The sequence below is a fragment of the Xenococcus sp. PCC 7305 genome (genome assembly GCF_000332055.1).
Classification (GTDB): Bacteria; Cyanobacteriota; Cyanobacteriia; order Cyanobacteriales; family Xenococcaceae; genus Xenococcus.
This window is the reverse complement of the sequence record NZ_ALVZ01000080.1, coordinates 1-14,269: the sequence shown is the minus strand read 5'-3', so window position 1 is coordinate 14,269 and position 14,269 is coordinate 1. Positions and strand designations below refer to the sequence as shown.

Sequence of the window (14,269 nt, the reverse complement as noted above, 5' to 3'; positions counted from 1 at the left end):
TCTCATTAATGAATCCATATAAATTAGACTTTATTTGTGAGTTTTATATAATTAAACTTGATATTAAAGCTTATTTGCTATCAGAAAAGATTACTTGTTAAACAGTTTTATTGCAGTTAACCTTTCCTCTCACTTTTTCAGCAAACCCTAATTAAAGGAACAGATGAAAGTTTTGGTAGTTCTGTAAGTAATGTAGGAGATATCAATGGGGATAATATTAATGACTTTATTATCGGTGCGCCTAATGTAAACAATGGTTCTGGTAAAGGTTATGTTGTTTTTGGGAGTACTAATATAGGAGGTAACGGTAGCCTCAATATTGCTCAACTTGACGGGACAAATGGTTTTACTATCCCAGGTCTTAATTCAGAAGATTTTTTAGGTGTCTCCGTAACTGATGGAGAAGATATTAATGGCGATAATATTGATGACTTTATTATCGGTGGCTCGGAAAATTATGTTGTTTTCGGTGATAGTAATATTGGTAGCAATGGTAGTTTCGCTCTTTCTTCTCTAAATGCTCAAAATGGATTTGCTATTGATATTTCTGTTTACTCAGATGGATCGGTAACTAGTGCTGGCGACATTGATGGCGATGGCTTTGACGATGTTCTCATTGGGGCACCTAATCCAGGCCCCTTAGTGGGAATACCTGGTATAGGTAGGTATGGCAACGACTCTAGAGGGGAAGCTTTTGTTCTTTTTGGTGGTAGCGGAAACATTGGTAGATTTGGTCGTGTAGGACTAAATACGATTAATAACTATGGACAAACAACTGGTTTAATAATCGATAGTGATATTAATAATGATGCTGCGGGTAGTTCGGTAAGCCATGCAGGAGATTTAAATGGTGATGGTTTCGACGATATTATTATTGGAGCGAAAAGAGCAGGTATTTTACTTCCTGACCCTGAACCTTATCCCTTGTCTTCTACTGATTCACGAGGAGAAAGTTATATTATATTTGGCGGAAGCAATCTTAGAACTCAGGGAACTATAGAACTTTCCAATCTCAATGGAGAAAATGGTTTTGCGATTAAAGGAGTTGATGCGAATGATAATTCTGGCAGTTTAGTCGGTGACGCGGGGGATGTTAATGGCGATGGTTTCGATGATGTTATTGTAGTTGCACCTTTTGCCGATAATTCAGCAGAAGCTTATGTGGTATTCGGTGGAAGCAATCTTGGTGATTCTGGTAGTTTAGAATTATCAGACATTGACGGGACTAATGGTTTTGGGATTACGGGTATTGATTTTCGGACCTTCGACAAATCCATCAGTGGAGCAGGAGATATTAATAGTGATGGTGTAGACGATCTAATTATTAGTGATTCTAATTCTTTAGAAAGCTATGTCTTATTTGGTAAAACTAATCTTGGCACAGCAGGAAGTATTGATATACCTAACTTAGGAAGTGATGATGTTCTTGTGCTTCAAGGTTTCAATAATACTTCTTCACGAATTTCTGTAAGTAATGCAGGCGATGTGAATGGAGATGGTGTTGATGATATTGTTGTTGGCGCACCAGGAGCAAAAGAAAGTTATGTGATTTTTGGAGTTGAGGAATCGAATACATCTTCTGGCGTAATTCAAGGGACATCGGATGACGATACGATTAGGGGAACAGTTAATTCTGACACTATTAATGCTTTAGCTGGTGATGATAATGTTCGCGGCTTGGCGGGAAATGACATTATTAATGGTGGAGATGGCAACGATACGATTTGGGGTCAAGCCGATAATGATTCTCTCAATGGGGGGAATGGGCGCGATCGCATTTTAGGGAATAAGGGAAATGACACCTTATTAGGCGGAAATGGGGTCGATACTCTCTTCGGAGGCAATGGTCATGATTCGCTCTCTGGGAATGGAGGCAATGATCAAGTAAATGGCAATGGGGGAAATGATTCTTTATTTGGGGGACTGGGTAACGATATTCTTTTTGCTGGAACAGGAGATGACCAACTCTTTGGTGGAGAAGGAAATGATGTGCTTTGGGGACAAGCTGACAATGACTTTCTAGCGGGAAATACTGGGGCAGATGTTCTTTATGGCAACAAGGGAAATGATGTCTTGGCTGGGGGTGATGGTAGAGATAGTTTATTTGGTAATGTCGGTAATGATTCTCTTGCAGGAAATACTGGCAACGATATCTTATTCGGTAATGATGGGTTAGATACCTTATATGGTGGTGCTGGGAATGATACTCTTTGGGGTGGCACTGGAAGTGATGTTTTTGAATTGACTCGTGGTGCTAATGTTGGAGTTGATCTAGTTAAAGATTATGTTGATGGTGTTGATAAGTTTAGACTAGGCGATCGCTTTAATCTTGGAAGTTTAGAGTTTAACGATTTGACTATTACTCAAAATGGTAATAACGCGCAAATTAAAATTGCTGCTAATAATCAACTATTAGCTGTAGTAGAAAACACCAACTCAGAGGAATTAAATACTGATGATTTTATTGTTAGTTAAATAACTTCATTAGCAAGGAGCAATCATTTAACAGAGCAGCCATTAGATTCAATCGGTTTCACTAAAATTTCAACCTCTTGAAAACCTGCCTTAGTCAAAATAGTAGTCACAACCGTTTTTGCCTGGGCAAGAGATGCTTCTAATATATTGCCAGAACAAGCTTCAACTTTGATCATTCTTAAAGCTTCTTGTTGGGCTTCATCTTGCAATTCTCGCTCCACATGAGCTCCAAAACCCTTTTTGTAGGTGTCAATGACCCCAGATTGGTTAATATCTAAATAAACATTACTTAGTTTGGGAGCCGGTAAAACTACGGTTACAGACTTGTCTCGATCATTCACATTAGTAACTTCTATTTGATTAAAATCTATTCCTGCTTCAACTTTTCCTACTCCCTCATAAATTAGATTAGTTTCGCCAATATTAAATCTTCCAATCTTTCTATCTTCGCTAAGTTTAATTGTGGCTTTATTAGTCACTCCCGCAGTGGTCAGAGTATCCATGGATTGAACCCCACCAATAATTAAGTTTTGAATCTCTGTTCTAGTGTGGGCAGCGGGGAAAAACCAACCCAGAACATTCTGGGGTATGTTTGATAAGTAAAGAACTCCCGAAAAACTAATAATTATAGCTGCAGCTAAGATAATGGTTTGTTCTGATATCTTCTTGAGAAGATTCCAAGTATAATTCATCGCGATTTATAATTGCTTAATAGTAGACTACTATTATAGACAAATTTAATTATTATCAAGTCAATTTGTTCTATTCTAATTATTCACCATCAAATATATAAATAGCTGCTAATTTAGTACGTATGAATGGTGTCTAACTCTTGGCGCTCACGCAGTGCCTCGCGGAGCGAGATCGCAAAAAATTACTAAATCAAGAATCTCATTAATCATTTCATAAGCTTCTTGGGGAGTTTGATAAAGGTCGTAGGGTTGGAAAACACTACCATCATGTAAAACGACACTATATCTCCAACCTAAATCAGGAGTGAAGTAAACTGTAACTAGATAATCATTGATGATACTTAAATGTTCAATTTTCATTTTCAGAATATTTTCTTAGCGGGTAGAAGTTAATCAAAAGAAATTTTTAAAAAGGCAACTATAAAATTATATAAGCTGCAATGTTTTTTATATTATTATCTTCCCTGAATTTGCACATCCTGTAAAACACCTATATTTAATAAAATTTAAGCTTTAGGGATTTTACAGATAGTCTAATAAAAAATAGATAAAATTCCGTTGAGAAAATGTAAAGTAGTGGCTTTACAAATCGTCGAGCAAAAAGATTATAGAATTGGCAAAGAATTAACTCAACGTCTCGAACGCACCAATGACATACTCAGACGGCAAACTGGCCGATGGCATCGAAGACAAAATAAGTTTGGGAAGATTTGGGCTCAAACCGAAATGACAACGGGATTAGTCGTGAGTTATTTCAACTGGATTTGGTCAAATATTCGATGGGTCACTACTGCTGCTATGAGGGCCAGATTAACTTTAAAACATTGGAATTGGCATGATCTTGTTAGCTACCCCACAGTTATTTGATGCACAACCAGTTTAGATTTGACAGAAATTTTTAATTAAATTCAAAGCAATATAGCTGGATTTATGGCAATTAACCAATCTTCGGTATGATATGGCAAGAATAAGCAATTGTGGAACTGGAAGAAAATCAATAACCAATGGACAATGACCAAGCAAATATTCTCGTTGTTGATGATACACCAGACAACCTGCGTCTCCTAGGTGCCATACTTACTGACCAAGGATATCGAGTGCGCAAAGCCCTCAATGGTCAAACTGCCCTCAAAACAGTGCGCACAGCGCCACCAGATCTGATTTTACTCGATATCAATATGCCGGTAATGAATGGTTATGAAGTCTGTCAAGAACTGAAAGCAGATGAGGAAACCCAGGAAATTCCGGTAATCTTTATTAGCGCCTTAGATGATGTTTTAGACAAGGTCAAAGCTTTTAAAGTTGGCGGAGTAGACTATATAACTAAGCCTTTTCAGGGGGAAGAGGTGATTGCTCGCATCGATAATCAACTCACAATTCAGCAACTACAAAAGCAACTTCAGGCACAAAATACTCTGTTGCGCCAGGCACAAGATAAGTCGGAAGGATTATTACTCAATATTTTACCTCAGTCAATTGTCGAACAATTAAAAGAAAAACCAGATTTAATCGCTGAGCAATACGAAGAAGCCACTTTCCTCTTTGCCGATATCGTGGGCTTTACCGGTCTTTCTGCTCCCATGCCCCCTAAAGAGGTCGTAAAATTGTTGAATGAGATTTTTTCCATTTTTGACCAGATTGTAGAACGCCAAGGACTTGAAAAAATTAGAACTATTGGAGATTCTTATTTTGTGGCGGGAGGATTGCCTATACGCAGAGCAGATCACGCTGAGGCTGCTGCTGATATGGCCTTAGAAATGCAAAGGGCGATCTCTGATTTCCAATGGTCTAACGGCGAATCAATTAAACTGCGGGTCGGGATCAATACGGGAGGCCCAGTAGTGGCAGCGGTAATTGGGATCAAAAAATTTGCCTATGATGTTTGGGGTGACACAGTGAATATTGCTAGCCGTATGGAGTCACAAGGGGTTCCGGGAAAAATTCAAGTGACGGCTGCGACTCATGAAAAATTGCGAGATAACTACTTGTTTGAGAGGCGAGGTGCCATCACCGTAAGAGGAAAGGGAGAAATGACAACTTACTGGTTACTAGGGCCTAAGTCGGGGAAATCTAATCTAATCAACTAGGATATAGCGATCGCGTCCTTGTTCCTTCGCCAAGTATAAAGCGCGATCAGCATGGGCGACTAAATAGTCAGAAGAAGAGACCATATGGTCATGGGTAGTAGCGATGCCACAACTGATGCTAACAAATTTACTAGCACGGGAACTAGCATGGGGAATCTGCAACTTTCTTAGGCGATCGCAAATTCTTTTCGCAATCATAATTGCAATTTCTGGAGTTGCATTGGGCAAGACAACCACAAATTCTTCTCCGCCATAACGAGCTGCTAAGTCATTAGAACGTATTGCTTTGCTAATAACCTTGGCTACTTTTTGCAGGCAAACATCTCCTGCCTGATGACCGTAGGTATCGTTATATTTTTTGAAAAAATCCACATCGCAAAGAATGACACAGAGAGTTTGTTGCTTTTTTTGAGATTTCGACCAATGCTCTGACAAGAATTGATCAAAGAAACGACGATTGGGGATCTGGGTCAAGCCATCAATAAAAGCTAATTTCTTCTCTTTTTGTTGTTGATAGCTACTAGCAGCGAGAATTGCCAAGAACAAAGCACCACAGGGTGCGATCGCAGGGAGCCACCAACCAGCCAAAAACAAGAGGTAACTACTGCCCAACACAATAATTCCTGGAAAAACCAAGCCAATAGTCATGAACTTTAACAAGGACAAATTTTCGTTGTCAAAGGAATTATTATTGGACAAGATAAAACCAATCGCTGAGCCGAGACCAGTCCAAGTAACAATCCACAGCCATTCGACCGGCTCATTGACAACTTTAATTAGCTGGCGTCCATCTAAAGCAGCACTAATAATTTGACTAGCGAGATTAGCGTGAATTAAGACTCCTGGTAAATATTGCGGTTTGCCACCACGATTGCTGCTATAGGGAATCGCAAAAAAATCATTGAGACTTTGAGCTGTCGAGCCAATGATCACCAAACGATCACTCATCAAATCTTGGGGGATATTTCCCGTTAAAACATCAAAGATCGATACTTGCTGAAAACTATTTTCTGTCCCTCGAAAATTCAATAAGATTTGAAATCCGCCAGCATCAGCGCGAACATATCCACCGTCATTACTCTCAAAAGGGACAAATACAGACTTGCCTAAGGCTCTGCTTGCCTTATTCTCTACAGCTTCTAACTCTACACCTTCTGCAGCTAAATACATTAAAGCCAATCTGGCTGCTAGACCGAGTTGTACTTTATTATTCTCTAGTTGGATTGAAAGCAAACCCCGACGCACTACTTGATCTGGATCAATTACTAAATCCGCTAAGGCAATTTGCCCCTGCTCTTCTAATATTGGTGAGGGCTTAACTTTATCATCAATGGCTTTCTCTATGCCAACTAAATTAGGTGTAGAGCGCAAAACCGCCGCCAGTTTCTCTGTGCCTGGTTTGACTGGGATATCTCGATAGAGATCTAGACCAATAGCTCTTGGTTCTTGCCGACTGATTTTAGTGATTAATTGGCTGAGAGTCTCGTCAGAAATCGGCCATTGTTCCAGTTGATTAATGTCTGATTCATCAATGGTAACTACGACAATTCGTCGCTCTTTTGACTCTGGAGGGCGCAAACGAAACCAGCGATCTAAAGTTGATAATTCTAAAGATTGAAAGCTACCCAGAGAGCTAAGAGTAATGGTCAAAACAGAGACACCGCAAGTGACACCAAGGATACTTCTTAACTTCGTTAGTTTTTTTAAATTGTTTTTCAATCTAAATCTAGTCAAAAGTTTAGTTTTAGCGACAACCTGACCCCATTGTCGCTTGCAGTTATTAGTTTGTCAGCAGTGAATTTATCTAATAAATTAACCTCTGCCTACCTCCTCAAAAATCTTGGCCAGGATTTCTCCTGCGCCCTGCTCTTTCAGCTTATTCGCTAGATCTTTGCCAATTTGTTCGGCATCACTTTTAGAACCTGTTACCGTATCACGGATCAGTTGTTTACCATCTAAACTAGCTACCATCCCCACAAGGGTTAGAGTATCTCCTGCAATACTCGTATTAACCCCAATGGGTACTTGACACCCACCTTCGAGTTCTCTGAGGAAGGAGCGTTCAGCATAACAGCGATCGCGACTATCGGCATCTTCTAAAACCTTCAAGATTTCTAAAATTTCCGTATCTCCTTCGCGGCATTCAATTCCCAAGGCTCCCTGTCCTACAGCATGGAGAGAAATATCAGCAGAAATAGTCTGATGTATGCGATCGCTCATGTCCAATCTTTTCAGACCCGCAGCAGCGAGGATGATCGCATCATAGTCTCCTGAATCTAATTTCGCCAGACGAGTATTCACATTGCCTCGCACGTCTTTGAATGTCAAATGGGGATAATGATAACGAAGTTGCGCCAACCTTCTCAGGGAAGAAGTCCCGATGACAGAACCTTCAGGCAGAGTCTCCAATTGCTTATCCTGATGTTTGCTATGAACGACCAAGGCATCTGCTGGATCAACCCGCTTGGAAACACAACCGAGCATCAAACCCTCGGGGAGATTGGTTGGTAAATCTTTCAGGGAATGGACAGCAAAGTCGGTTTCTTTGTTGAGCATGCCGACTTCCAATTCCTTGGTAAATAAGCCTTTGTCGCCGATTTTTGCCAGGGCCACATCGAGGATTTTATCGCCCTGGGTACTCATTTTCTCTACTTCAATATCGATGTGAGGAAAATGCTTTTCGAGTTCTGCTTTAACCCAATATGTTTGTACTAATGCTAATTGACTTTTGCGAGTCCCAATTCGAACAGTACGATTATCAACCGATTCCATAGAAATTATCTTAAAAAAACATAATAGCGGACTCGATCTAGGATATCGCAGTTCCTGACCTGGATTAATTAATTTTTGTTCAATGATATATCGTTACAATTGTTTATGTTCGTCAATACCAGTATAAATGCCCAATCTCTCTGATTCTCTAGATACTATCCGCATTCGCGGCGCTCGACAGCATAACCTCAAAAACGTTGATCTCGACCTGCCTCGTAATAAGTTGATTGTTTTTACGGGAGTTTCCGGCTCGGGGAAGTCTTCTCTGGCTTTTGATACCATTTTTGCCGAAGGACAAAGACGTTATGTGGAATCTTTGAGTGCCTATGCGCGGCAGTTTCTCGGTCAATTGGATAAGCCGGATGTTGATGCGATCGAAGGGTTGAGCCCAGCAATTTCAATCGATCAAAAATCAACTTCCCATAACCCCCGTTCTACAGTGGGCACCGTCACCGAAATCTATGATTACCTGAGATTGCTTTTTGGTCGGGCCGGTAAGCCTCACTGCCCAGAATGCGATCGCTCGATTGTCCCCCAGACGATCGATGAAATGTGCGATCGCGTTATGGAGTTACCCGAAAAGACTAAGTTTATGATCCTTGCTCCAGTGATCAGAGGGAAAAAAGGCACTCATAAGCAACTATTGTCTAGCTTAGCGGCGCAAGGCTTTGTGAGAGTCAAGATTAATGGAGAAATTAAGCAATTATCTGACAAGATTGCCCTAGACAAAAACTATAAGCATAATATTGAGGTTGTAGTAGATAGACTAGTCAAGAAACCGGGAATCCAAGAAAGATTGGCCGACTCCCTCTCTACCTGTCTGCCCCTGGCCGAAGGCATTGCCATTATTGAGATTGTCCCGGATAAACCTGTTGAGGGTGAGCCAGCGCAACTAGCCGACAAAATAATTTTTTCCGAAAATTTTGCCTGCCCTGAACATGGTGCAGTCATGGAAGAATTATCCCCGCGCTTATTTTCTTTCAATTCCCCCTACGGAGCCTGCCCCGAATGTCATGGGATTGGTCATCTTAAAACCTTTTCTCCCGAGTTGATTATTCCCGATCCGAACCAACCCTTGTATAGTGCGATCGCGCCTTGGTCCAATAAAGACAATAGTTACTATCTTTCGCTGCTCTATAGTTTAGGAGAAGCTTATGGCTTTGATATTAAAACACCTTGGCATAAACTAACCAAAAAACAACAGCAAATACTCCTATATGGCACCGATGAATTAATCTTCTACTATGCTGACTCTCGTGATGATAAAGATGGCTATAACCGCCCATACTACGGAGTCATCAAAATGTTGGAGCGTAGCTACAAAGAAAGTAACTCGGATCTGGTCAAACAAAAACTAGAACAATTTTTGGTTAATCAACCCTGCAAAATATGTGACGGCAAAAGATTAAAACCAGAATCGCTAGCAGTGCGTTTAGGACAAGAGCGCATTAATGATTTAGTTAGTACTCCCATCAGAAATTGTTTAGACAAAATAAATCAATTACAACTAACATCTCGTCAAGCTCTCATTGGGGAATTAGCCCTCAAAGAAATTAAAGCCAGATTACAGTTTTTGCTCGATGTGGGGCTGGACTATTTGACCCTCGATCGCGCTGCTATGACCCTATCCGGGGGAGAAGCCCAAAGAATTAGACTCGCAACCCAAATCGGAGCTGGGTTAACAGGCGTACTTTATGTTTTGGATGAGCCTAGTATTGGTTTGCATCAAAGAGATAATGATCGTCTCCTCGCTACCCTGAAAAAATTGCGAGATTTAGGTAATACCCTAATTGTGGTTGAACATGATGAAGATACCATCAAAAATGCCGATCACATAGTAGATATTGGCGCTTTTGCCGGAGTTCATGGAGGAGCGATTACCTTTCAGGGAGATTATCAAGGATTACTCGCCTCAGAAGAATCGATTACAGGAGCTTATTTATCCCAGAAAAAATTAATTGCCACGCCAACCGAAAGAAGGCCAGGAAAACAGGCTTGGCTAAAGCTACAAAACTGTCATCAAAATAATCTGCAAAACATAAATGTCGATATCCCTTTAGGTAAATTTGTTTGCATTACTGGAGTATCTGGGTCAGGAAAATCTACTCTGATTAATGAATTACTATATCCGGCTCTGCAACATCATCTAGGTCGTCATAAACCTTTCCCTAATAATCTCGGAAAAATAACTGGCTTAAAATCCATTGATAAAGTAATAGTAATTGACCAATCGCCTATTGGTAGAACACCTCGTTCCAATCCTGTAACCTATACAGGAGTTTTTGATGCGATTCGAGCGATTTTCACCGAAACTATTGAGGCGAAAGCTAGAGGTTATAAAGCAGGAAGATTTTCTTTTAATGTCAAAGGAGGCCGATGTGAGGCTTGTAGTGGGCAGGGAGTTAATGTCATTGAAATGAATTTTCTACCAGATGTTTATGTCCAATGCGATATTTGCAAAGGAGCCAGATACAACAGAGAAACCCTACAAGTTAAGTATAAAGGTCATTCCATTGCTGATGTTTTAAACATGACTGTAGAAGAAGCCCTCGAAAACTTTAAAAATATTCCCCGTGCCCAGAAAAAATTACAAACTCTGATGGATGTTGGTTTAGGCTATATCAAGCTTGGACAACCTGCGCCTACGTTATCAGGAGGAGAAGCGCAACGGGTGAAACTAGCTTCTGAGTTATCTCGTCGCGCTACGGGGAAAACTCTTTATCTGATAGATGAACCGACTACTGGGTTATCTTTTTATGATGTGCATCATTTGCTGAATGTTTTGCAAAGACTAGTTGATAAGGGAAATTCTTTAGTAGTTATTGAACATAATTTGGATGTGATCCGTTGCTGTGATTGGATTATTGATTTGGGGCCAGAGGGAGGAGACAAAGGCGGGGAAATAATTGCGGAGGGGACTCCTGAAGAAGTGGCAAAAAATAAAAATTCCTATACAGGGCAATATCTAAAAACAGTGTTGAAACGTTATAAAAATACATTTACCCAATAAACAAATAGAATGCAAGACCAATTATACAATCGTGATTTTAATCTCTGGGTGGAAGAGATGGCGATCGCACTAAGAAACAGAGACATTAAGGCTATGGATTGGCATAATCTGTTGGAAGAAATTGAGGATATGGGTAAATCGGAAAAGCGATCGCTTGAGAGTTATTTAGAGCGATTGGTCGAGCATATTCTTAAATTGAAGTACTGGGATACAGAAAAAGAGCGGAATTACAAACATTGGCAAGTTGAAGTAGTCAATTTTCGCAACCGTATTTTTAGAGTCCCAGTCTAAAAAACTATATGCAGAATATTTATCCCCAAATATTTAAAGATGCTGTTTTTGCTCAACAAATCGAATTTACAATCCCTGAAGATAATTTTATTGAATTGAAGCAAATTTTAAAAAAGGATTATTTTGGTTGATTAAATTATTGATTTTTCAGAGATAATTTCTGATAAAGAAGTCTGACCTATTTCAGGTAATAGTAACTCTAATGAAGGCGTTTTTTGATGCCACTGTTTCCAAACCAGTTGCAATAATGGGAACGCGCTTTGACCAATAAATAGAGCAATCAACAGACTGATGAGATTGTCTAACCAGAAACATTGAAAAACCGCGATCGCGACAGCACTAATAATTACCCCAACTGAGCTAACTAAATCGGCCATCATATGGAGAAAAGCACCTCGTATATTGATATTGGTCTGACTGTCTTCATGGAGTAATCTCACCCCGATAATATTGACACCAAGACCTATCATCGCTGTTATCAACATTGGTGTGCTTAAAATTTCTTGAGGGGGATGTTGCCAATGTTGAATGCTTTCTCCAAGAATTAATCCGGCCATTAAGATCAAGGCGATCGCATTAATCACCGCCGCGATCGCATCCAATTGTAGTTTTTTAGGTAGACGACGAATCAAAGCTAACCGCATTAAGCTAGTTGCACTCAGGGCAATTAAAATAGCGCCCGCATCTCCGACCATATGCCAAGCGTCTGATTGCAGGGCTAAGCTATGGCAAAAATATCCTGTTACCCATTCAACTGCGGCAAAGCCCAGAATACCAATTAACACCGCACCTAAACGCCATTGTTGAGAAGCAGATTGTTGAAAACTATTATTACAGTTGGGAAGGCTACAAGAATGCCAAAAATATGCCACTAATTAATTTCCTTGGAATATTACTGATTACTAGAAAAGAATAATATCATTTTAAAACCTTTGATTTGAATATTTTAATTTCAGCGATACAGAACAATGCTGATTTTATAGTTTAAGCAGATTAGGCCATCATCATTTCTTTCAATTGAGGAAGCGAACTAGTAATTCCCGAACCAATGTAGTTAGTTCTTGCCACACCTGTTGAGATCTAATGCCAAAAAACATTTGTAAACAAAATAGAATAACAGCGATAGTCAAAGCAGTTTTAATACTTGCCTGGAATACCTTGATGAACCAGGTAAATACTAGCCAGGTGATGACGACTCCTGCAATAACAGTGATTAATTCAATTGACATTTATTTTGCAACTAGAAGCCACCAGTCGATTTTAGCATCTGCCCTTGCGCAGCTCTACCCGAAGGGTCTCTGCTCGAACACGAAGCTAATCCTTGAGGGATGCTATCTGCCCTCTTTCAAGGAAACAATGCGCTAAAATCTAAATCATCACCATTATTGACCAAATATAGACAAGAATATGGGCCAATATGATGTAGTTGATACATCATATTGGCCGTCGCACAAAAAGCAATAGATAAAAACAGTATGAACCCAGTAATGCAAGCCGCACAAACCGCATATCGAGGAGATTCTGCCCGTCGGACTCCTCCCCCAGATTTACCATCTTTACTACTCAAAGAGCGGATTGTTTATCTGGGATTACCTTTAGTTTCTCCTGATGAGTACAAAGATCAAATTGGAGTAGATGTTACTGAGTTAATTGTTGCCCAGCTATTGTTTCTGCAATTTGATGATCCCGAGAAACCAATTTATATGTACATCAACTCAACAGGGACATCTTGGTACGGTGGAGACTCCATTGGTTTTGAAACAGAAGCCTTTGCGATCTGTGACACCATGAACTACATTAAGCCCCCAGTCCATACTATTTGCATTGGGCAAGCCATGGGTACTGCGGCGATGATCCTTTCAGCTGGGGCCAAAGGCTGTCGTGCTAGTTTACCCCACGCGACAATTATTTTGCATCAGGCTCGTCAGGGAGCGCAAGGTCAAGCTACGGATATTCAGATTCGGGCTAAAGAAGTTCTCGAAAACAAAAAAGCGGTACTAGATATTTTTGCGAAAAACACTGGTCAACCCCAGGAAAAACTTGCTAAGGATACAGACAGAATGCTGTATATGACACCTCAAGATGCTAAGGAATATGGCTTAATCGATAAAGTTTTAGAAAGTACTAAAGATCTGCCTGCTCCTGTATCTGCAATAGCTTAATTTAAATCTAAATTCTCAGTAACAATTTTATACAAGGTAAAAGTCTTATGCCCATTGGGATTCCAAAAGTTCCGTATCAAATGCCAGGTCAAACCTATAGTGACTGGATTAGTATATATGACCGCCTATATCGAGAACGAATTATTTTTCTCGGCAGAGGTGTTAATGATGGAATAGCCAATCAAATTATTGCCATCATGCTATATCTTGATTCGGAAGATTCTAGCAAGCCAATCTATCTCTACATCAACTCTCCTGGTGGCTCCGTGACTGCGGGATTGGCAATTTATGACACCATGAGACATATTAAGTCAGAAGTGGTCACCATTTGTGTTGGTTTAGCCGCCTCAATGGGCGCATTTTTGCTCGCAGGGGGCACCAAAGGTAAGCGCCTTGCCCTGCCCCATTCTCGGATTATGATTCACCAACCCCTCGGTGGAGTTCAAGGAAGAAGACAAGCAACTGATATTGAGATCGAAGCTAATGAAATTCTGCGGATTCGAGATCAGCTCAATCAAATGTTAGCTGATAATACTGGGAAGGATATTGCCAAGATTGCCAAAGATACCGATCGCGATTATTTCATGTCTGCGGCGGAAGCTAAGGAATATGGCTTAATTGATCAGGTAATTGAAGATAAGAATTAATCTTGGGTAATGGGTAATGGGTAATGGGTAATGGGTAATGGGTAATGAGTAATAAGTAATAAGTAATAAGTAAATTTCTGCTTTCTTTTAATTTTCCTTGTTCCTCATCCCTCATCCCTCATCCCTCATCCCT

The 14,269-nt window shown here is 40.2% G+C and carries 12 protein-coding genes and 2 pseudogenes; 8 read left to right on the top strand and 6 right to left on the bottom strand.

What is annotated here, in order from left to right:
* Positions 1-150: 150 nt before the first annotated feature.
* Both XEN7305_RS30245 and XEN7305_RS02810 read left to right on the top strand, forming a co-directional pair.
* Positions 151-267 (top strand): annotated as a pseudogene (locus XEN7305_RS30245) (integrin alpha); the annotation flags it as partial.
* A 27-nt stretch (positions 268-294) separates the two neighbouring features.
* A complete protein-coding gene (locus XEN7305_RS02810) occupies positions 295-2,475 on the top strand; it encodes a calcium-binding protein (RefSeq protein ID WP_040896540.1) in 2,181 nt (726 codons plus the stop codon).
* A gap of 23 nt (positions 2,476-2,498) precedes the next feature.
* On the opposite strand, the gene XEN7305_RS02805 is transcribed toward XEN7305_RS02810, so the two are convergent.
* Positions 2,499-3,167, bottom strand: a complete 669-nt coding sequence (locus XEN7305_RS02805; RefSeq protein WP_006507818.1) for a DUF4230 domain-containing protein — start codon at positions 3,165-3,167, stop codon at positions 2,499-2,501.
* Positions 3,168-3,314: 147 nt separating this feature from the next.
* Complete coding sequence (locus XEN7305_RS02800) at positions 3,315-3,527, bottom strand: hypothetical protein (protein WP_006507817.1); 213 nt, start codon at positions 3,525-3,527, stop codon at positions 3,315-3,317.
* A gap of 258 nt (positions 3,528-3,785) precedes the next feature.
* On the opposite strand from XEN7305_RS02800, the pseudogene XEN7305_RS02795 reads away from it, so the two are divergent.
* Positions 3,786-4,034 (top strand): annotated as a pseudogene (locus XEN7305_RS02795) (IS1 family transposase); the annotation flags it as partial.
* 137 nt (positions 4,035-4,171) lie between these two features.
* Positions 4,172-5,254, top strand: a complete 1,083-nt coding sequence (locus tag XEN7305_RS02790; RefSeq protein WP_006507815.1) for an adenylate/guanylate cyclase domain-containing protein — start codon at positions 4,172-4,174, stop codon at positions 5,252-5,254.
* Here the strand turns inward: XEN7305_RS02790 and XEN7305_RS02785 are convergent.
* Positions 5,243-6,973, bottom strand: a complete 1,731-nt coding sequence (locus XEN7305_RS02785; protein WP_006507814.1) for a CHASE2 domain-containing protein — start codon at positions 6,971-6,973, stop codon at positions 5,243-5,245. The genes XEN7305_RS02790 and XEN7305_RS02785 overlap by 12 nt on opposite strands.
* Positions 6,974-7,066: 93 nt before the next feature.
* Complete coding sequence (gene hemC, locus XEN7305_RS02780) at positions 7,067-8,026, bottom strand: hydroxymethylbilane synthase (protein WP_006507813.1); 960 nt, start codon at positions 8,024-8,026, stop codon at positions 7,067-7,069.
* Between the two features lie 127 nt (positions 8,027-8,153).
* On the opposite strand from hemC, the gene uvrA reads away from it, so the two are divergent.
* Positions 8,154-11,036, top strand: a complete 2,883-nt coding sequence (uvrA, locus tag XEN7305_RS02775) for an excinuclease ABC subunit UvrA (protein ID WP_006507812.1) — start codon at positions 8,154-8,156, stop codon at positions 11,034-11,036.
* 9 nt (positions 11,037-11,045) lie between these two features.
* Positions 11,046-11,327, top strand: coding sequence for a DUF29 domain-containing protein (locus XEN7305_RS02770; RefSeq protein WP_006507811.1), 282 nt, complete (start codon positions 11,046-11,048; stop codon positions 11,325-11,327).
* 131 nt (positions 11,328-11,458) lie between these two features.
* Here the strand turns inward: XEN7305_RS02770 and XEN7305_RS02765 are convergent, their stop codons facing one another.
* Positions 11,459-12,199, bottom strand: coding sequence for a cation diffusion facilitator family transporter (locus XEN7305_RS02765; protein ID WP_006507809.1), 741 nt, complete (start codon positions 12,197-12,199; stop codon positions 11,459-11,461).
* Positions 12,200-12,340: 141 nt separating this feature from the next.
* Positions 12,341-12,556 (bottom strand): hypothetical protein, encoded by a 216-nt coding sequence (locus XEN7305_RS02760; RefSeq protein ID WP_006507808.1) that lies wholly within the window; start codon positions 12,554-12,556, stop codon positions 12,341-12,343.
* A gap of 246 nt (positions 12,557-12,802) precedes the next feature.
* On the opposite strand from XEN7305_RS02760, the gene XEN7305_RS02755 reads away from it, so the two are divergent.
* Both XEN7305_RS02755 and XEN7305_RS02750 read left to right on the top strand, forming a co-directional pair.
* On the top strand, positions 12,803-13,489 hold the full coding sequence (locus XEN7305_RS02755) for an ATP-dependent Clp protease proteolytic subunit (protein WP_040896537.1): 687 nt from the start codon (positions 12,803-12,805) through the stop codon (positions 13,487-13,489).
* Positions 13,490-13,536: 47 nt separating this feature from the next.
* Entirely contained in the window at positions 13,537-14,136 is a 600-nt protein-coding gene (locus XEN7305_RS02750; protein WP_006507806.1) for an ATP-dependent Clp protease proteolytic subunit, read from the top strand.
* The last annotated feature ends 133 nt before the right edge of the window (positions 14,137-14,269 follow it).

Coding starts and splice junctions, on each gene's coding strand:
- uvrA (WP_006507812.1), top strand. CDS start 8,154: ATGCCCAATCTCTCTGATTCTCTAGATACTATCCGCATTCGCGGCGCT.
- hemC (WP_006507813.1), bottom strand. CDS start 8,026: ATGGAATCGGTTGATAATCGTACTGTTCGAATTGGGACTCGCAAAAGT.
- XEN7305_RS02755 (WP_040896537.1), top strand. CDS start 12,803: ATGAACCCAGTAATGCAAGCCGCACAAACCGCATATCGAGGAGATTCT.
- XEN7305_RS02770 (WP_006507811.1), top strand. CDS start 11,046: ATGCAAGACCAATTATACAATCGTGATTTTAATCTCTGGGTGGAAGAG.
- XEN7305_RS02790 (WP_006507815.1), top strand. CDS start 4,172: ATGGACAATGACCAAGCAAATATTCTCGTTGTTGATGATACACCAGAC.
- XEN7305_RS02800 (WP_006507817.1), bottom strand. CDS start 3,527: ATGAAAATTGAACATTTAAGTATCATCAATGATTATCTAGTTACAGTT.
- XEN7305_RS02750 (WP_006507806.1), top strand. CDS start 13,537: ATGCCCATTGGGATTCCAAAAGTTCCGTATCAAATGCCAGGTCAAACC.
- XEN7305_RS02805 (WP_006507818.1), bottom strand. CDS start 3,167: ATGAATTATACTTGGAATCTTCTCAAGAAGATATCAGAACAAACCATT.
- XEN7305_RS02760 (WP_006507808.1), bottom strand. CDS start 12,556: ATGTCAATTGAATTAATCACTGTTATTGCAGGAGTCGTCATCACCTGG.